We start from the raw sequence: 17,987 nt of genomic DNA on the forward strand, positions 1-17,987 counted from the left end.
CTTCACCCTCCTTATTTGTCTGTCAGGTGACGAACGGCCTTGGCCAATTCTTCAGGGTCCTTGTTGGAAACCAGCTTAGGTGGGTTTAAAGGTGCGAAACCATTTTTCCCCTCGTCCGTCTGCTCTGGTTTCGGTTTCAGCAATTCATTCAGGTTTTCATTTTCGTCTGGTGTCGTCAGGTCCAGATTCCCCCCTACGCCATCTACCTGAGAGCTTGCCCGGCTTTGGGCATTCCCCAGATCTGGCCGCGCTACAACACCTAGTGTCCAGCGCAGCACAAATGCAAGTAGGAACCAAAAAACGAAAGCGATCAAGCCACGAATTAAGCTCGTGGTCAGCAGATTGCTGCCAACGGACAACACAAAAGTCAGAATAAATCCGACTACTCCAGACCAAAGATTAATGCGTAAGCTGCCAAATAACATGTTTATAATTCCTTTACACCTTTTTGTACGCTTCGAATATTCAAAACGCCAGTTTCAGAGTCCAACTCAATCGTTCGTCCATAATTGCCGCCTGTGTCCTCCGCAATCAAAGGAATACCGAGATCTACCAGCATCTCTTTGCATGATTCTACATTGCGTGGACCAATGCGCATGGTATCTCCACTACCGGCAAAGGCGAACATCTGCGCTCCCCCTGCCATTTTGGCAATCAGTCTGCGTCGTTCAGCACCCAATTTCAGCATCCGCTCAAATAACTCGGGCAGCGCCGTATCGGCGTATTTAGCAATATTCAGTTGCCCTTCACGTGCAATATCCGAGGATGGTAGCATCACATGTGCCATACCTGCCAGTTTCAAGTGAGGATCGTAGAGAGTCAATCCGACGCAAGAACCAAGTCCTGTCGTGCGAATCGAGTTCGGGTTACTGGTAACATTTAAGTCAGCCATACCGACTTTAATGATGCTTTTATCCTCAATCATCGTTCATCGGGACTCCTAACGACCTAAAGATTTTCCCGAACGATTCTGGATCAGGAATCAGGAAAAATTGACCCTCTATCTGATTCTGCCCTTCCAGAAACGATGTGTCAATCAATAATGCGGCATCCCCCATCTGCCCAAACTGCAGCAGTCCATAGCTGAGAATTGCTCCTGCCATGTCCAACGCCAGCGCAGGGACTGTTGGATACATAGATAAACGCGTAAAGTCTGCCAGCGAAGACAAATATGAGCCTGCTAAAATGTTTCCGATCTCCGACAGGGCTGAGTGCTCCATTTCGTTAAAACTGTCCTCGTCATCTGAAGGAATATTCGCCAAACGGGAAAGTAAGCTTTTTGCCGCCTGAGGCTGCAATATGAAGAATAGATTCCCGGGGGCTTCCCCTTCTACCCTAAAAAATATTGCAACAACAAGTTGCTCATAGCCGCCGACTTTCTCGGCAATTTCCTCAAAGGGCAGCATTTGTACTTTGGGCACACCCATATCGACCGGTTTATTGAGAAGCCGGGAGAGCGCTGTAGCAGCGTTCCCCGAGCCAATGTTGCCGACTTCTTTCAACACATCCAACTTGAAGTCTTCAAGATTTCCGAGATTTTCCATATGTTAATCCTCTAAGCCTTCCAGTTGGTTCATCTCGCTACGATTCAGGACTTCAGACAAGTTCAGCATAATCAACAAGCGCTCTTCACCAATCTTAGCAACTCCGCGAAGGTATTTAGCCTTAACTCCGCCAATCACTTCCGGTGGTGTCTCGATATTGTCAGTATTCAGGTCAATAACGTCATTCGCTGAGTCAACGATAAAGCCGACTTGCATTTCACCCACTGCAACGATAATGATGCGAGTTTGATCGGTATATTCAGCTTCAGGCAATCCAAATCGGCCACGAAGATCAATAACCGGAATGACTACGCCTCTCATGTTGAATACGCCTTTAACAAAATCGTAGGTTCTTGGAACCCGTGTAATCGGCACCATGCGTTCAATAGATTGGACTTTTTCTACTTCAACACCGTATTCCTCTTCACCAAGCTTAAATACGATAACTTTAATTTCTTCTCCCATGTCTAAAAACCCTCCTTATTGATGTCAGCAACTTCACATTTCTTTCATTTTTGATGAAGACATTATTTAATGAAAACATTCGGGTCGATGATCAAAGCAACCTGACCGTCACCCAGAATCGTGGCGCCTGAAATTCCTTGGATGTTTGGAAGGTATTTGCCCAGATTTTTAAGGACAATTTCACTTTGTCCCAAAAAGTCCTGTACGGAAAGAGCTGCCAGACGGTCTCCCTTGCGGATGACCACGACCTCTGTCTCTTCTTCTTCATCTTCATTGAAGTCCGGTACCTCGAACAGCTGACTCAAGGAGATGAGCGGGATATGAGAATCGCGGAAAGCAATCATTTTATTGCCATGTACTGAACGAATTTGTGTCCGCTTGACGATCGCAGTCTCCACAATGGAGGACAATGGAATCGCATATTTTTCAGAACCGATCTGTATCATCATGGCTGCAATAATGGATAGGGTCAGCGGCAATTGCACAGAGAAATTAGTACCTTGACCCAGCGTAGAGTGAACCGTAACATTGCCACCCAAAGCGGTGATTTTGGATTTAACAACGTCTAAACCAACACCGCGTCCAGATACGTCTGAAATGACTGCAGCTGTGCTAAAGCCCGGAGCAAACAATACCTGATAGGCTTCCTCGTCGGTCATGACCGCTGCTTGCTCTGCTGTCAAAATCCCTTTAGAAATAGCACTGTTTAGTACCTTATCGCGATTAATACCATTTCCGTCATCTTCAATCTCAATGAATACGTTATTTCCGCTATGGAAAGCACGCAAGTGAACCGTTCCTGTCTCAGGTTTACCAGCTGCAATCCGGTCGGCTACCGACTCAATGCCATGATCCACGGAGTTCCGAAGCAAATGCACCAGAGGATCACCAATTTCGTCGATAACAGTGCGATCCATTTCAGTCTCTGCTCCAGTAATAACTAAATCAAGTTTTTTATCCAGCGATTTGGCCAGATCGCGCACCATACGCGGAAAACGATTGAAAACAGTATCTACTGGTACCATCCGCAATTTAAGAACGACGTTTTGCAAATCGCTGCTCACACGACTCATGTGCTCTACCGTTTCTGTCAGTGCTGGATTGGAAGCTTCACTTGCCAACTGCTCTAACCGCACACGGTCAATGAGCAACTCGCTAAATAAGTTCATAAGTACATCCAGACGTTCAATATCTACGCGAATCGTACGGTTATGCGTAGGTGCAGCTGCCTTAGCTGCTGGCGCCTTACCTCCAGCTGGCTTAGCCACAGAGGCCGCAGCTGGAGACTGCGGCTGGGATGGAGCAGGTGGTTGCACGGCAACAGGTGCTTCCTGCACCGCAGCAGCCTCAGCTAGTCCAGCAGTAACTTCGCTCATTTGTTTAAGCGATTCCTGATCTAGTTGTACCACTGAGACAGTGTCAATTTCAGAGATACCCGCGATTTCCTTTTCCAGCTCCCCAACTTCTTTCTGCGTTATGTAATATAACGAGAAGCTTTGCTCGAATTTCTCCTGCTCAATATCCTGTACCGACGGATAGGCCTTGACGATTTCACCAGAGTTTTCCAGCGTGTTGAACACCATAAAGGCACGTGCCGCTTTCAACTGGCTCTCTGAGCTGATTGTTACCTGTATATAGTGAACACGATGACCTTCAGAAATAGATTGCTCCAGTACAGAATACTGGAACTGATCCAAGACAAGCCCAGCACTATCGTTTTTGTCCACTTTTTTAGATGGAGACTCCTCAGTCGCAGCATTTGTGCCGGACTTTTGAAAATCCCCACTCACGATGGATTGTAATGAAGATACAATAGAGGAGACATCCGCTTTTCCGTCGCCTCCCTCTGTAATGTGCTGCACCATGGACTCCAAAGCATCCAATCCTTTAAATAAGGTATCGAATATAAATTCATGCATCGCCAGCTTATTGTTACGTACCAGATCAAGAACGTTTTCCATTTGGTGAGTTAGCGATGCTAGGTCTTCAAATCCCATTGTAGCAGCCATTCCTTTGAGGGTATGGGCAGAACGGAAAATCACCTGAACGATGCCTAGATCGGTTGGATTGCTTTCCAGTTGAAGCATTTTTTCGTTAAGAGATTGCAGATGATCATTCGACTCATCAATAAACATGTTTAAATATTGGTTCATGTCCATTGTGAGACACCTCCTCCATGAGTTACACTCCGATTATTTCACAACTTGTACAAGCTTGGGGGCGATCTCCTGCATTGGCAGAAGGTGACGCACACATTTTAACTCTACTGCTGAGCGGGGCATTCCGTACACTACACAAGTTTCCTCATTTTCAGCAAATGTGGATTGTACCCCAGCATCATAAAGCTTTTTCATCATTTTGGCCCCGTCGCTCCCCATTCCAGTGAGCAATACTAGATGCCGCTCCAACGAGGTTAACGAGAGCAACGATTCAAACATCGTATCTACGGAAGGACGGTGACCATTGCGAGCTTCCTCCATCTTCAGTGACACAGTGTATTTACCACCGGCTCCTGGCACAATTCTTAGTTGATATCCCCCTGGGGCAATGTAGGCCGTTCCAGTCTCCAGCGTCATTCCCTGCTCAGCCTCCACAACTCGGAGTGGACTTAACGTGTTCAAGCGTTGTGCCAGCGAACGAGTGAAGTTTGGCGGCATATGCTGAACGATAACGATTGGAGCAGGAAAATCACCAGGAATGCGTTCCAACAGCGTCTTAAGCGCCCGCGGGCCGCCCGTAGAACATCCCACCGCCACCAGTTTGCGAAAGCTGGACGTGTGCACACCTTTTTTAAGAGAAAATCCCTTAGGTGCGGGAGGAACTGTAGGTGTCGTTACTGGAGGCGTAGCAGCCGCAGGAGTAGGCGTAGCTGATGAAATCACCGTCTTACGGGGCTCCGGCTTAACCAGCCCTGCTTTATCCTTACCATGCAGCGATTTGCCAGCGGCTGCATTAGAACTGTTTAGTTGCCCTGGTGTTCGTCCCATCCCCTTGGACAAGTCTTCTTTCTTCTGAACAGTAGATGCTTGGACTGACCTGCTTGGCTGAGCAGCTGGCTGTTCTATGCGCCCCGCCGTAACAGATGTTCCAGACTGTTGTCGTTTCGTTTCCTGCTTGGCTGCTGCCGGGACGGACTTGCCAGCATCACGCTTCGGCTGAGCTGATACAGCAGGTGAAGGAGCAAGCGGAACAGCAGGAGGCTTGTCTGTCGAAACTTGACTTCCTGCTCGTTTCTCAGTCACAGCCTGTCCTGTAGGCTTTTCCTGTGGCGTTTTTTTCGCTTGTTCCAATGCAGCTTTGCGCTCATTAGCTTCCTTGCGCTCCAGGCGGCTCCGCACTGCTTGCATAGCAGTGTGCATCTGTTCCAGCAGCGCCTTGCTCACTTGCTGAATATCTTGCGCATGAGCAATGGAAGGCTTTCTTATAAAATCGAAAGCTCCTGCCTCCAGAGCCATGATGGTCTCCTTCATACCTTGTTCATTAATGCCTGACAGCATAATAACAGGTAGCGGATGGGCTGCCATAATCAATGGCAATGCTTCAAGACCATTCATTTCAGGCATCTCGACATCCATAGTGACCAAATCGGGCTGCAATTCCTTCACTTTCTCTACAGCCTCTTTGCCATTGGCGGCTGTACCTACGATGTTGAACGACTCATCCCTTACAATTAAATCTGTAATAATTTTGCGCATAAAGGCCGAATCATCTACAACCAGCACCCGGTAAGCACACATGTTAAACACCTCTGTTTCCTCTCATCAAAATCAATGTACAGAACGCCGCAACCATTTTTGCATAAACCCTTTAATTCCACTCAATGCACCTGATTGCGGAATCTGTGGCATTGCTGCAAAACGGTGTGCCAGATTCAATACATCTCTTGAAGCCGCACATCCCGGAAAAGCAACCATAAAAGGTACTTGCCTTTTGACTGCTTGCATGACATGAGTATCATCACTGATATGTCCAAGCAACGGGATTTCGATCTCCAAAAAGCGTTTCGCAACCAGTGCGATCTTATCGGCAACTTGACGGGCCTCATTATCGTTATCGGCACGATTGACTATAATTTTGAATACCGTATCCTTTTGCAACCCGCTGACGACTTTTATTAGCGCATACGCATCTGTTAAGGACGTCGGTTCCGGTGTGGTTACGACCAGGCATTCGTCAGCTGAAGTGATGAATTTAAGGTTTTCTTTAGATAAACCTGCACCTGTATCAAATAGAATGTAATCCATATCTGCCGCCATTTTCTCTACTTCTTCGGCAAAATAATTCAGATCGTTATCCGATAACGTAAACAATTCGCTCAAGCCCGATCCTCCAGCAATATAAGGCAAACCACCTAAACCCGTTTGAATAATTTCATCAATTGATTTCTCACGTTTTAACAGGTGAAGAAGATTGTATTGTGAATTCGCTCCCATTAATACATCTATATTGGCCATACCGATATCAGCATCAAACACAAGTACCTTTCGACCAAGGGATTGCAGAGCCAGAGCAAAGTTCAGCGTGAAATTGGATTTGCCCACCCCGCCTTTACCACTGGTGATCGTTATAATTTTTGCTTGACGATTACGTGGGGGCAATCGATATTTATCCAATGAAGAAGCCATTTGTCTAAGTGATTGGGCTTGGTCACTCATATGGAATCTCCGTTAACTCCTGTTGATGCTTTGGGTCCAAGCAGCATGCTTGTCACCATTTCTGTATCGGGATGAAGCAGGTCGTCAGGAACATTTTGTCCATTGGTAATATAGGCCAGTTGCATCGGAAATTGATGCAAAAGATTAAACATTCCACCGCAGCTACCTGTCTCGTCCATCTTAGTAAATACAACCTTACCAAGACCAAACTTACTGAAATGTCCAGTTATATTAAGCATATCTTTACTTTTGGATGTCAGACTGAGTACCAGATACGTCTCACTTTCATTAATAGGCGAAAGCAGACTTTGCAGTTCCGATACAAGTAATTCATTACGATAATTTCGTCCTGCGGTATCCATGAGGATCAGGTCACAATGTTCCAGCCGTTGAATGGCTCTGTGGACGTCACCAGGAGATTGCACAACTTCAAGCGGTACATTCAAAATCGTAGCATATGTACGCAGTTGCTCGACGGCTGAAATCCGGTACGTGTCAGAAGTAATAAATCCAACTTTGCGATGATGCTTAAACAACTGCTCTGCTGCTAACTTGGCAATGGTTGTCGTTTTCCCTACTCCGGTAGGACCTGCCACATACACAATTTTGGTATCTTTGGAGATCCCTTTGTCCAGTCTTGTCTGAATAAAACTGGCCACTTCCTCACGAAAGGCTTGTTCCCAATCAAAAGTTTCAGGCGCAAAAGGGTGCGCACTCCGACGCACATATACCTGTTCGAGCCAATACTCCAGTAAATCGCGTTCCACTTCCTGCTCCAGCACACGCTCACAAATCTCTTGCAGCGGCTCCGGCCAAGTACTTTCCAATGAAGAATTTCGGGAAAACCGAGTCATCATAGCCTTCATTTCCCGCAATTCATTAAGCAGAGCCTGATTTTCCTCTGCTCCGCTCTTGTCTGGAACACTTACTTCAATGGGCTGTTTAAACAGCTCACTGGATGATTTCATGTTTGAAACCAATGCTTCATGAGCAAGTGCTTGAGACATAGTCTCAAAATTATTAGCAGATTTAGATGACAAATGCTCAGTTGCTGAAGCTGCTTGTTCTACATCAACCGTTAATTCAGCTTGTTCTTCTTTGGAACTCCCCGTCATCTGCGTTACCCGCCGATAAGCTTCTGGAGCAGCTTGCCTGGGAACCACTGGCATAAATGATTTTTCCGGCTGTTTAGGAGCGTTCATTTGAGGTGAAGCCGTCTGGGCAAGCTCTTGTGAAGATGGTTCAAACCGTCGTGGCTTTTGAGGTTGCTTCTCCTCTACCGCAGCAACCACTTCGATTTTCTTTTTACTGAACATCCCCATGAAACCGCCGACCTTCATTTCCTTTGTACTTAAAATGACGGCGTCTGTTCCTAAGTCACCCCTGATTTGCAGCATAGCTTCTGGCATGGTATCCACTACATATCGTTTCACTCTCATAAGTTCACCACCCCGACACTTTGAATTTCAACGTTCGGCTCCAGCTCACTGTACGACAGCACCGGGACATCCTGCATAGTCCGCTCCATCACTTGCCGCAAATACATACGAATTGTCGGTGACGTTAACACAATAGGCTGCTGTCCAGATTGAATGAGACGGTTGATTTGCTCCATCATCCTTTGATACACCGTTTGCGTAGACACCGGATCAAGAGCCAAATAGCTACCTTGCTCCGACTGTTGCACGCTTTCAGCAATTTTCTTCTCCAGTCCGGGTCCTACAGTAATAACGCGCAACGTTTCTCCCTGCTGGGCAAATTGCTGCGTAATCTGGCGGGACAACGCCTGACGGACATATTCAGTCAGCACGTCGGGATCTTTTGTATAAGTACCGTAGTCAGCTAGCGTTTCGAAAATAGTCACCATATCGCGAATGGAGATTTTTTCTTTCAACAGCTTGGCCAGCACTTTTTGTACATCCCCAATCGCAAGCACAGAAGGAATAAGGTCGTCCACCAGCACTGGATAATTCTCTTTGAGATTGTCGACCAGCGACCGTGTTTCCTGTCTGCCAAGCAACTCATGAGCATGTTTCTTGATCGTCTCCGTAAGATGAGTAGCTACAACTGAAGGTGGATCAACTACGGTATAACCCGATAGTTCCGCAACATCCTTGGTGTTCTCATCAATCCAGAGCGCAGGCAATCCGAAGGCAGGTTCTGTCGTTTCGATTCCTGTAATAGAATCATCGTCGTATCCCGGACTCATAGCCAGGTAATGATTTAACAGAAGCTCTCCGCCGCCCACGGTATTACCTTTAATTTTAATTACATACTCGTTAGGCTTGAGCTGAATGTTGTCCCGAATACGAATGACCGGTACAACTAAACCCAGCTCCAAAGCACATTGACGACGGATCATAATAATCCGATCCAATAAATCCCCGCCTTGCTGTGTATCCGCCAGCGGAATTAACCCGTATCCAAATTCAAATTCAATTGGATCTACCTGAAGCAGATTAATGACACTTTCCGGACTACGGACTTCTTCAATTTGTTGCTCCTCTTCCAGCTGTTCATCGGCTATCTGCTTGCGTTCCATATTGCCCTGCATTCTTCGAGCCGCGAAAAACAGCAGTATCGCCAGTGGAAGAGTTGTAATGATATGAATAGGTGTGAAAAGCCCCAATAATGCAATTGTGGCAGCCACAATGTAGATCAGTTTTGGATAAGAAAAGAGCTGTCCAGTTAAATCCTCTGCCAAGTTGCCATCCGACGTAGCCCGCGTAACAATCAAGCCTGACGCCGTGGATATGAGCAGTGCGGGAATCTGGCTGACCAGTCCGTCACCGATGGTGAGGACAGAATAAGTCGACAGCGCCTCTTGAAACCCTTTTCCCTGAACGGCCATACCGATAATAAAGCCGCCAACCAAGTTAATGATCAAAATGATAATACTAGCAATGGCATCACCTTTAACGAATTTACTCGCACCATCCATCGCTCCGTAAAAATCAGCTTCTCGTTCGATTTTACTGCGTCGTTCACGGGCTTGCTGCTCATTGATCAAACCTGCATTCAGATCAGCATCAATACTCATTTGTTTACCCGGCATCGCATCCAATGTAAACCGTGCGCCTACCTCAGCAACCCGCTCAGACCCCTTGGTGATAACAATGAACTGTACCACCACGAGAATGAGAAAGACAACAAAACCGACGGCAATTTGCCCTCCTGCAATCCAACTACCAAACGTAGCAACTACTTCCCCTGCATGGCCCTCACCTAAAATAAGTTTGGTTGTAGAGATATTAAGTGCCAAACGAAACAACGTTGTAATGAGCAGCAATGAAGGGAAAATAGAGAACTGTAAAGCTTCCTTCGTATTCATAGAAACGAGTAGAATCATCAAAGCAATAGAAATATTAATGACGAGTAGGATATCCAGCAGCCATGATGGGATCGGGAGAATCATCATAAGAACGATACCGATGACGCCTGCAAGGACAGTTATTTCTTTTATTTTCACGGGTCTCTAGCCCTCCGATCCCTTTATTTCACTTTACCTTTTAATTTATATACATACGCCAGCACTTCGGCAACGGCCTGGAACAGATCAGCTGGTATCGCATCCCCGATTTCGGCTCGTTGAAACAGCGCCCGCGCCAGCGGCTTGTTTTCCATCGTTATTACGCCGTTTTGCTTGGCAATTTCTTTAATTCGGAGTGCGACGTAATCTTGCCCTTTCGCAATAATCTGCGGCGCTTCCATCTCCGAACCGTCATATTTCAAAGCCACAGCAAAGTGCGTAGGGTTGGTAATGATGACATCTGCATTAGGAACCTCCTGCATCATACGCTGCATAGCCATACGGCGCTGACGCTCGCGAATTTTCCCTTTGATCAGCGGGTCACCCTCCATTTTCTTGTATTCATCCTTGATATCCTGTTTGGACATTTTCAGGTTTTTCTCATGCTCGTAACGTTGATACATATAATCCAATACCGCTAAAACGAACAGCACCACACCAATTTTGAGCCCCAGTTCCATTGTTAATGAAGCTGTAAAGCTCAACATCTGATCGCCGGACATTTCAGCTAGTTTGGGTAGGTCAGCCTTTGTTTTCCAGAGTACGCTGTACACCAGATAACCAATTACGGTCATCTTTAAAACAGATTTCAGGAATTCAACCAATGACCTCATGGAAAAAATATTTTTGAATCCTTTAATCGGATCAATCTTGCTAAACTTGGGCGTAATGCCCTCTCCGGTTAATAAAAAACCGATCTGCATGTAATTCGCTACTATCCCGATAACAATAGCCCCAATAAAAATAGGTGCCAGCATAATCAAGATTTGCACGCCGTACTCGCCCATCATCAGCATCGTTGTGTTCGGCGTTACCTCCATAGAGAGCCGATTCACAAAAATATCTCGAAATAGTCGAACTGCATGATCCTTAAAATACCCGCCGAAAATCATGAGGCAAAAAAACGTAACCAGCAGGACACCAGCGGCGGGCAACTCCATGCTTTTGGCAACCTGCCCTTTTTGTCTTGCATCCTGTTTCTTTTTGGGTGTAGCTTTTTCCGTTTTTTCCCCTGAGAACAACTGCAGGTTCATAGCATATTTAAATGACAAACTACGTTCCTCCAGACCAGACATTAAGGACGATTACCCATAATATCCAACAAGTTGCGCATGGATTCGAACATTACTGAAAACAATCTTTCGAATATAAAAGCAAAACTTGGCATGAGAAGCAGTAACATGAACAGTCCCACAATAATTTTAAGAGGTACACCAATAACAAAAATGTTGAATTGTGGCGCTGTTTTAGCTAAAAAACCAAGTCCCACATCCGTTAAAAAGGTAGCCACTACAATGGGAGCAGCAATTTGAAAAGCAAGCATAAATGATTCCGCAAAAGAACGTACCAGGAATTCAGTTACACTGCCACCATACAACTTTACAAAAAAATCATTTGTCAACGGTACCCAATCATAGCTGTATAAGATAGCATTTAGCAGATGATGGTGCCCATTTATACTTAAAAAGAACAATACTGCAATGGCAAACTTAAAATTCCCCGTCAAAGGCGTTGAAGCCCCTGTCATGGGATCAAACACACTCGCCATTCCGAAGCCCACCTGTAGGTCTATAAATGAACCTGCGGTTTGGATCGCGGTCATGAACAGATATGCAGTAAACCCCAATAACAACCCAATCAGCACTTCACGACCCACTAACAGCACGTACGCTACATCAGTCGGTACCTGTTGATGCGTACCATATGTAAGATACACGACCAAAGCTAGAAATCCTGAAATTCCGACCTTAAAGATATTAGGTACCCCTCGGGTTGAAAAAATAGGCGCTACTACAAAAAATGAGGTAATCCGACAAAAAATCAGCAAAAAAACAGGAAAACTCTGTAACAATATGTTCATAACATTCAGCCTAACCTATATATTTGTACAAATTGTCCAGAATGTTATACGTAAAGTCCACTAATGTGGTCAATATCCAGGGCCCGAACAAAAGCAATGCCAGCAATACGGCGACAATCTTCGGAACAAAGGCCAGTGTTTGCTCCTGAATTTGGGTTGTCGCCTGAAAAATGCTGATAATCAAACCCACGACTAGCCCTAAAATCAGCATCGGAGCACTCACCTTGAGTACAATGAACACCGCTTGCCCAGCCAGGGAAATAATAAACTCCGAAGTCATTGCCGTCCTCCTTGATTGCTGTCCTTGCATGAAGTATTCATGTGTTAAAACTCAAAAGCAATGATTTGACAACCAAATACCAACCATCTACAAGTACGAAAAGCAGTATTTTAAAAGGAAGTGAAATCATTACCGGGGGTAGCATCATCATCCCCATAGCCATGAGTGTACTCGACACTACAATGTCTATAACTAAAAATGGTATAAAAATCATAAAGCCCATCTGAAATGCCGTTTTCAACTCACTGATTGCATAAGCTGGAACCATCACCGTTAGTGGAATATCCTGATAATTCTTTGGTTTTTCCATCTTGGTGTATTTCATAAAGAGCAGTAGATCCTTCTCACGTGTATGAGAGAACATAAAGGTCTTGATCGGTACCGATGCCTTGTCCAGCGCCTGAGACTGTGTTATATCCCCCTTGAGATACGGCTGAAGTGCAGTTTCATTCATAGCTGAGAACGTCGGTGCCATAATGAATAAAGTGAGAAACAAAGCCAGTCCGACAAGCACCTGATTAGGCGGCATCTGCTGGGTTCCCAGCGAAGTTCGCACAAAGCCAAGCACAATCACAATTCGCGTAAAACTTGTCATAAGTACAAGCAACGCCGGCGCTACACTAATGACAGTAATAAGTAAAATAATAGACAGCGAGGTGGCACCGGGCTGTCCTTTGTCCGAATTGCCGACTTGAATATCAATGTTCGGAATCGGTTCCGCAGAGGCCGCCGTCACCGAAATGAAGCTGAACAAGACAAGCAGCAAACATGCAAGTATAATCTTTTTTCTCATGAATCTCCCGACCGATCTGTAGTATTCTCCTCATTGCGCAGCTTTTCAAGTTTATCCTTGCGATTCGGCATTTGTCGAAGCTTGGATTCAAACATCTCGTGAAAAGATGTCTCCTCTTCAGGCTGCTGCTGTGCCGCGTTGTTCCGGCGAAGCCTATCCGCAATTTTAGCGAATAGCGGGGCAATCGGGCCGCGCTGCAGAGAAGCTTCTTGCTCCAGTGCGGCCAAAATTTGCTCCACTTCTTCAGGATCGGATACTTTGTCAACAAGCCGGATATCTTCTCCCACACCAATGAGGTACACACTGCTACCAACTTCAACAAGCTGAAGGGATTTATTGGGACCAAGTCCCACGCCTCCCAGTATGCGAACGGAGCGGTTGCTGAACCAGCTCTGATTTCTTTTACTCAAAAACCGTATCAAGTACACGATCAGTACGATGATAAAGATTAGCACGAAAAGGACCCAGACAATGTTGCCTATATTGCTGGATGTACTCAATGCGTCAGAGGCACCCTGTTGTGTATCCATACTGGGTGCGCCTTACACACCCAGTGTTTTGTTAATGGCTTCGATAACCCGATCCGATTGGAAAGGCTTAACGATAAAATCTTTTGCGCCAGCTTGAATGGCATCAATAACCATTGCTTGCTGACCCATCGCGGAACACATGATAACCTTTGCGTTCGCGTCAATTTGTTTGATTTCCTTCAGAGCGGCAATGCCGTCCATTTCAGGCATCGTGATATCCATCGTAATCAGGTCCGGACGAAGCTCCTTGAATTTTTCAATGGCCTGTGATCCGTCCTGGGCCTCTCCTACTACTTCAAATCCATTTTTGGACAGGATGTCCCGAATCATCATTCTCATAAATGCAGCATCGTCCACGATCAAAATACGGTTTGCCATCTGAAATAAATCCTCCCTAAATTATGCTTTTATTGTAATTTTTGAATACGGTCCCATTGGCTTACAATATCTGTTACACGCACGCCAAAGTTCTCGTCGATTACGACAACCTCGCCCTTGGCAATCAGTTTGTTGTTAACCAAAATGTCCACCGGCTCCCCGGCAAGCTTGTCCAGTTCAATAATTGAACCTTGTGAGAGCTCCAGAATATCTTTAATTTGCTTTTGGGTCCTTCCTAATTCTACGGTGACTCTAAGGGGAATGTCCATCAATAAATTTAAATTGTTTTCATCCACTTGCGCAAATGCACCGGACTGCAAGTTAGAAAATTGTACAGGTTGTACATTTACATTACGTCCCGGTACTGCGCCGTAGTGATGAGGCGTTCCGTAAGGAGCTTGCGGCGGTACACCAGCTGGCATTCCATAACTCGGTGTTCCATAGCCTGGAGCGCCCTGCTGCCCATATCCCGGGTCTTGAGGATACATTGGCGGTTGTTGCCCATAGCCTGCGTCTTGCGGCGCCTGCGCGGCTGCAGGTGGCTGTTGATAGGCTGGTGCAGGCGGTTGCTGCGGAACGCTAGCTTGTTGCGGCGCTTCGGGAGCAGCTGTTGCAGCTACCTGCTGTGCGGACGCTTGCGGTTGTTCTTCATCCTCTCCGCCATTCATTAGGATGCTCACCATTTTTTTGGCGAAATTAACAGGTAACAGTTGCATCAGCGTAGAGTCAATAAGATCCCCGATCAATAACCGGAAGGATACTGTAATGAGCGTTTCTTCATCCGGCAGACTAGATACTCCATCACCGTGCATAGGATCCAAAATATCAATCCCCGGTGGAGAGATATTAACAAAACGATTAAACATGGTAGACATAGAGGTCGCCGACGATCCCATCATCTGGTTCATCGCTTCCTGCACGGCACTGATGTGAATTTCATTCAATTCTTCATCCGCTGGGTTACCTTCACCACCAAGCATTAAGTCCGCTATCACTTGTGCATCACGCTTTTTGATTACGAGTGAGTTAATACCCTCGAATCCATCGACATAATTTACATGTACGGCTACGTGTGGCTTTGGAAATGCAGTTTCAAATTCAGAACGGGTAATAATTGAAACTTTAGGTGTCGTAATATCCACCTTTTGACCGAGCAGTGTGGAAAGAGCCGTAGCTGCGCTGCCGAACGTTATATTACCGATTTCCCCGAGAGCATCCTGCTCCAGAGGAGTCAGAAAATCGTCAACGGTCTTGCCTGCGGGAGTAGAATCCGTCCCCGCTTCAGACTGTTTCAGCAAGGCATCGATTTCCTCCTGGGACAAATAGTCTTTACTCGTCAATTTCTTCAACTCCTTCGTTGACAATTTCATCAATTTGTACGGCAACACGATCTCTTACCATGCCGGGACTTCCCATAAACTTCAATTTCTCGCCTACCCGGATGGATAGTCCTTCTTTGACAGGCTTGTTCAATGAAATGACATCCCCTACCGAAAGACCCAGAAACTCGGCTACATTTATCCGGGATTCACCCAACTCCGCAATAATAGGGAGCTCTGCTTTGGTGACCCGTAATCTCAAGGCGTCGATCTCTTCGGGCGCCCTTGATTTCTTTTCGGATGTAAACCACTGGTGCGTGGACAGTCTGGCCATAATGGGTTCCAATACCACGTGCGGGATACAGAGGTTAATCATCCCTGTGGTATCACCAATTTTGGTGCTAAGCGAAATCAGAGCAATCGTTTCATTCGGCGAAACAATCTGCATAAACTGCGGATTTGTTTCCATCGCCTCTAGGCGCGGTTCAATGTCCAGTACCGTTTTCCATGCCTCTTGCAGGCTTTCAAAGGTACGACTGAAGATTCGCTCCATGATCGTCGTCTCGATTTCGGTCAACGCAGTAACCTTTGACGGTGCCGAACCTGTTCCTCCGAGAAGCCTGTCCAACATGGCATAAGCAACGTTCGGGTGAACCTCAAGCACCATACGGCCTTCCAGCGGTTCAGCTTCAAAAATGTTTAGAATGGTCATTTTCGGAATGGAGCGAATGAATTCATCATAAGGAAGCTGCTCCACCTGAACGACATTAATTTGGACAAAAGTACGAAGCTGCGCTGAAAAATATGTGGTCAGATACCGTGCAAAGTTCTCGTGTATCCGCGTCAGACTCCGTATATGATCCTTGGAAAACCTAAGCGCTCTTTTAAAATCATAAGCGCGAACTTTCTTTTGGGTATCTTCCTTTTTAAGTTCTTCCGCATCCATTTCACCGGACGAAAGAGCTGCTAAAAGGGCATCAATTTCCCCTTGTGACAGTACATCCACCAATGTTATTCACCCCCTTACGTGTTCCTGACAAGTTCACCTGGAATCAAATGGCTGCCAGCAAAAAGTCTGTAATTTTGGCGTTCCCCAGGTGACCTTCAGGGAGCGACTTGTTGATGAGATCCGTCAGCTTGTCACTGAACTGGTCCCGGCCTTTAGCCGTTCTGAGCTCATCAGGTTTGGTGTCTGCAAGCAATTGAATAACGATGGGCTTAATACTGATGTCTTTAATTTTTTCAAAAGATTCTTTTGCTTTGGCATCGTTCAATTGAAAAGATAGGTTCATCTGGACAATGTAATCTGCGTCTGCCAAATTCGTTTTGATACCGGTAATTTCAGAGCTCACTTCCACCAATTCATCTGCTGACAATCTTGGAAGTTGTTCTGCTTGAGCAGCTTGCGCATTCGGTATGACTTCCGACTTCTTCCCGCTAAGCGCTGGTATAAGTACAAAGGCCGCGCCTGCAATCAAAGTAATCGCGAGTAAAATTGTAATGAGCCATGGCAGCATCTTCTTCATTCGTCTTCCTCCATTTGTTGCACTTTTATCGTGGCGGCATGCATGCCGATTTCACGGCTGTAACCCTTGATCAAGGAGACGACATCTGCCGCTTTTTCCAATACAATCAACCGTTTCCCCGTCACCAAAGTGACGTATGTATCCGGTGTTTCCTCCACAGTCTCAATGAGCAGCGCATTAAGCCACATAGGCGAGCCGTTCAGCCGCGTTAACGGGATCATCGTAATACCAACCTCCTGATAGGTGCGGAGGAGCCTCTACTCCTCCGCGTTTAAATGAGATTATCGTTTCAAGTTTACAACTTCCTGAAGCACTTCATCCGAGGTCGTAATGATACGCGAGTTCGCTTGGAATCCGCGCTGAGCTACGATCATTTCGGTAAATTCGCCGGTCAGATCAACGTTGGACATTTCCAGCTGACCCGCGATGATAGCTCCACGCCCTTCTGAGTTGGCTGCTCCAGGCTCAAGTGCATCAATGTTGGAGTTGACCGTTGTACGATACAGGCTCCCACCGATTTTTTCTAAACCTTCTGGATTCGTGACTCTGGCTAATCCGATTTGTGTGCCATTATCAACTGTTCCGTCATCCAATTGTTGTACAATTGTACCGTCCTGCGAGATGGAGAATGCTGTAACATTGTCAGCAAGTGTGATGGGATCTCCACCCGCATCTCCTACGAAAAATCCATCAGAAGTAACCAGATTTCGGTTCGCGTCTACATGAAAATCGCCCGCACGAGTCAGATAAGGAACTTCCTGTGCATCATTCATTTTGACCAGGAAAAATCCGTCACCGTTAATACGTAAATCCGTTGGGTTGTTCGTAGTCATTGCACTACCTGGAAGATGCAGTGTATCAATTGAGCTGACCGATACCCCCAAACCTACCTGCTTGGCATTCTGCCCGGCGGTTGTTGTTCCGTCTGGTGCACTTGCGCCTGAACTCGTTTGGCTCAAGATATCCTTGAACATCACTCGGCTGGACTTGAAGCCTGTAGTATTTACGTTTGCAATGTTGTTACCGATAACGTCCAGCTTCGTTTGAAAGCCCTTCATGCCCGATACACCTGAATACATTGATCTCAACATTGAGTATAAATCCTCC

Annotated in this window: 20 protein-coding genes; all 20 read right to left on the reverse strand. The window is 46.1% G+C overall.

Translation table 11 applies throughout. The features are described 5' to 3' along the window. Positions 1-11 precede the first annotated feature (11 nt). Positions 12-425 (reverse strand): hypothetical protein, encoded by a 414-nt coding sequence (locus C1T21_RS08050; RefSeq protein WP_103047869.1) that lies wholly within the window; start codon positions 423-425, stop codon positions 12-14. A 2-nt stretch (positions 426-427) separates the two neighbouring features. Continuing rightward, complete coding sequence (locus C1T21_RS08055; protein WP_010346358.1) at positions 428-925, reverse strand: chemotaxis protein CheD; 498 nt, start codon at positions 923-925, stop codon at positions 428-430. Continuing rightward, positions 918-1,544, reverse strand: a complete 627-nt coding sequence (locus C1T21_RS08060; protein ID WP_023988204.1) for a chemotaxis protein CheC — start codon at positions 1,542-1,544, stop codon at positions 918-920. Before C1T21_RS08060 ends, C1T21_RS08055 begins: the two co-directional genes overlap by 8 nt. Before the next feature lie 3 nt (positions 1,545-1,547). Further along, a complete protein-coding gene (locus tag C1T21_RS08065) occupies positions 1,548-2,009 on the reverse strand; it encodes a chemotaxis protein CheW (RefSeq protein WP_007430046.1) in 462 nt (153 codons plus the stop codon). Between the two features lie 62 nt (positions 2,010-2,071). After that, complete coding sequence (locus C1T21_RS08070) at positions 2,072-4,168, reverse strand: chemotaxis protein CheA (RefSeq protein ID WP_103047870.1); 2,097 nt, start codon at positions 4,166-4,168, stop codon at positions 2,072-2,074. 33 nt (positions 4,169-4,201) lie between these two features. Continuing rightward, complete coding sequence (locus C1T21_RS08075) at positions 4,202-5,746, reverse strand: chemotaxis protein CheB (RefSeq protein WP_103047871.1); 1,545 nt, start codon at positions 5,744-5,746, stop codon at positions 4,202-4,204. A 30-nt stretch (positions 5,747-5,776) separates the two neighbouring features. After that, positions 5,777-6,664, reverse strand: a complete 888-nt coding sequence (locus tag C1T21_RS08080; protein ID WP_103047872.1) for a MinD/ParA family protein — start codon at positions 6,662-6,664, stop codon at positions 5,777-5,779. Beyond that, positions 6,661-8,103 (reverse strand): flagellar biosynthesis GTPase FlhF, encoded by a 1,443-nt coding sequence (gene flhF / locus C1T21_RS08085; RefSeq protein WP_103047873.1) that lies wholly within the window; start codon positions 8,101-8,103, stop codon positions 6,661-6,663. The genes C1T21_RS08080 and flhF overlap by 4 nt, the downstream gene beginning before the upstream one ends. Beyond that, positions 8,100-10,133, reverse strand: a complete 2,034-nt coding sequence (gene flhA / locus C1T21_RS08090; protein ID WP_016820963.1) for a flagellar biosynthesis protein FlhA — start codon at positions 10,131-10,133, stop codon at positions 8,100-8,102. Before flhA ends, flhF begins: the two co-directional genes overlap by 4 nt. Positions 10,134-10,156: 23 nt before the next feature. Continuing rightward, complete coding sequence (gene flhB / locus C1T21_RS08095; RefSeq protein WP_049827737.1) at positions 10,157-11,269, reverse strand: flagellar biosynthesis protein FlhB; 1,113 nt, start codon at positions 11,267-11,269, stop codon at positions 10,157-10,159. Next, positions 11,269-12,054: a flagellar biosynthetic protein FliR gene (fliR, locus tag C1T21_RS08100; protein WP_023988198.1), complete on the reverse strand. Its 786-nt coding sequence runs from the start codon at positions 12,052-12,054 to the stop codon at positions 11,269-11,271. Before fliR ends, flhB begins: the two co-directional genes overlap by 1 nt. 10 nt (positions 12,055-12,064) lie before the next feature. After that, entirely contained in the window at positions 12,065-12,334 is a 270-nt protein-coding gene (fliQ, locus tag C1T21_RS08105) for a flagellar biosynthesis protein FliQ (RefSeq protein WP_025723725.1), read from the reverse strand. A gap of 37 nt (positions 12,335-12,371) precedes the next feature. Beyond that, complete coding sequence (gene fliP, locus C1T21_RS08110) at positions 12,372-13,127, reverse strand: flagellar type III secretion system pore protein FliP (RefSeq protein WP_013309901.1); 756 nt, start codon at positions 13,125-13,127, stop codon at positions 12,372-12,374. Next, positions 13,124-13,657: a flagellar biosynthetic protein FliO gene (locus C1T21_RS08115; RefSeq protein WP_103047874.1), complete on the reverse strand. Its 534-nt coding sequence runs from the start codon at positions 13,655-13,657 to the stop codon at positions 13,124-13,126. Before C1T21_RS08115 ends, fliP begins: the two co-directional genes overlap by 4 nt. A gap of 12 nt (positions 13,658-13,669) precedes the next feature. Beyond that, positions 13,670-14,035, reverse strand: a complete 366-nt coding sequence (locus tag C1T21_RS08120; protein WP_010346372.1) for a response regulator — start codon at positions 14,033-14,035, stop codon at positions 13,670-13,672. A gap of 29 nt (positions 14,036-14,064) precedes the next feature. Next, entirely contained in the window at positions 14,065-15,375 is a 1,311-nt protein-coding gene (gene fliY / locus C1T21_RS08125) for a flagellar motor switch phosphatase FliY (RefSeq protein WP_103047875.1), read from the reverse strand. Then, a complete protein-coding gene (gene fliM, locus C1T21_RS08130; protein ID WP_103047876.1) occupies positions 15,365-16,363 on the reverse strand; it encodes a flagellar motor switch protein FliM in 999 nt (332 codons plus the stop codon). The genes fliY and fliM overlap by 11 nt, the downstream gene beginning before the upstream one ends. Before the next feature lie 43 nt (positions 16,364-16,406). Then, positions 16,407-16,880 carry a flagellar basal body-associated FliL family protein gene (locus tag C1T21_RS08135; protein ID WP_023988194.1) on the reverse strand — a complete coding sequence of 158 codons (474 nt, stop codon included), beginning with the start codon at positions 16,878-16,880 and terminating at the stop codon, positions 16,407-16,409. Next, a complete protein-coding gene (locus C1T21_RS08140; RefSeq protein WP_013309896.1) occupies positions 16,877-17,101 on the reverse strand; it encodes a flagellar FlbD family protein in 225 nt (74 codons plus the stop codon). Before C1T21_RS08140 ends, C1T21_RS08135 begins: the two co-directional genes overlap by 4 nt. Positions 17,102-17,161: 60 nt before the next feature. Then, positions 17,162-17,971 (reverse strand): flagellar basal-body rod protein FlgF, encoded by an 810-nt coding sequence (flgF, locus tag C1T21_RS08145; protein ID WP_103047877.1) that lies wholly within the window; start codon positions 17,969-17,971, stop codon positions 17,162-17,164. Positions 17,972-17,987: the final 16 nt, after the last annotated feature.

The organism is Paenibacillus sp. F4 (assembly GCF_002894905.1).
Classification (GTDB): Bacteria; Bacillota; Bacilli; order Paenibacillales; family Paenibacillaceae; genus Paenibacillus; species Paenibacillus polymyxa_B.

Bases quoted from the DNA above. Each gene is read 5' to 3' on its own strand.
- C1T21_RS08050 (WP_103047869.1), bottom strand. From the start codon at position 425: ATGTTATTTGGCAGCTTACGCATTAATCTTTGGTCTGGAGTAGTCGGA.
- C1T21_RS08055 (WP_010346358.1), bottom strand. From the start codon at position 925: ATGATTGAGGATAAAAGCATCATTAAAGTCGGTATGGCTGACTTAAAT.
- C1T21_RS08060 (WP_023988204.1), bottom strand. From the start codon at position 1,544: ATGGAAAATCTCGGAAATCTTGAAGACTTCAAGTTGGATGTGTTGAAA.
- C1T21_RS08065 (WP_007430046.1), bottom strand. From the start codon at position 2,009: ATGGGAGAAGAAATTAAAGTTATCGTATTTAAGCTTGGTGAAGAGGAA.
- C1T21_RS08070 (WP_103047870.1), bottom strand. From the start codon at position 4,168: ATGGACATGAACCAATATTTAAACATGTTTATTGATGAGTCGAATGAT.
- C1T21_RS08075 (WP_103047871.1), bottom strand. From the start codon at position 5,746: ATGTGTGCTTACCGGGTGCTGGTTGTAGATGATTCGGCCTTTATGCGC.
- C1T21_RS08080 (WP_103047872.1), bottom strand. From the start codon at position 6,664: ATGAGTGACCAAGCCCAATCACTTAGACAAATGGCTTCTTCATTGGAT.
- flhF (WP_103047873.1), bottom strand. From the start codon at position 8,103: ATGAGAGTGAAACGATATGTAGTGGATACCATGCCAGAAGCTATGCTG.
- flhB (WP_049827737.1), bottom strand. From the start codon at position 11,269: ATGTCTGGTCTGGAGGAACGTAGTTTGTCATTTAAATATGCTATGAAC.
- fliR (WP_023988198.1), bottom strand. From the start codon at position 12,054: ATGAACATATTGTTACAGAGTTTTCCTGTTTTTTTGCTGATTTTTTGT.
- fliQ (WP_025723725.1), bottom strand. From the start codon at position 12,334: ATGACTTCGGAGTTTATTATTTCCCTGGCTGGGCAAGCGGTGTTCATT.
- fliP (WP_013309901.1), bottom strand. From the start codon at position 13,127: ATGAGAAAAAAGATTATACTTGCATGTTTGCTGCTTGTCTTGTTCAGC.
- C1T21_RS08115 (WP_103047874.1), bottom strand. From the start codon at position 13,657: ATGGATACACAACAGGGTGCCTCTGACGCATTGAGTACATCCAGCAAT.
- C1T21_RS08120 (WP_010346372.1), bottom strand. From the start codon at position 14,035: ATGGCAAACCGTATTTTGATCGTGGACGATGCTGCATTTATGAGAATG.
- C1T21_RS08135 (WP_023988194.1), bottom strand. From the start codon at position 16,880: ATGAAGAAGATGCTGCCATGGCTCATTACAATTTTACTCGCGATTACT.
- C1T21_RS08140 (WP_013309896.1), bottom strand. From the start codon at position 17,101: ATGATCCCGTTAACGCGGCTGAACGGCTCGCCTATGTGGCTTAATGCG.
- flgF (WP_103047877.1), bottom strand. From the start codon at position 17,971: ATGTTGAGATCAATGTATTCAGGTGTATCGGGCATGAAGGGCTTTCAA.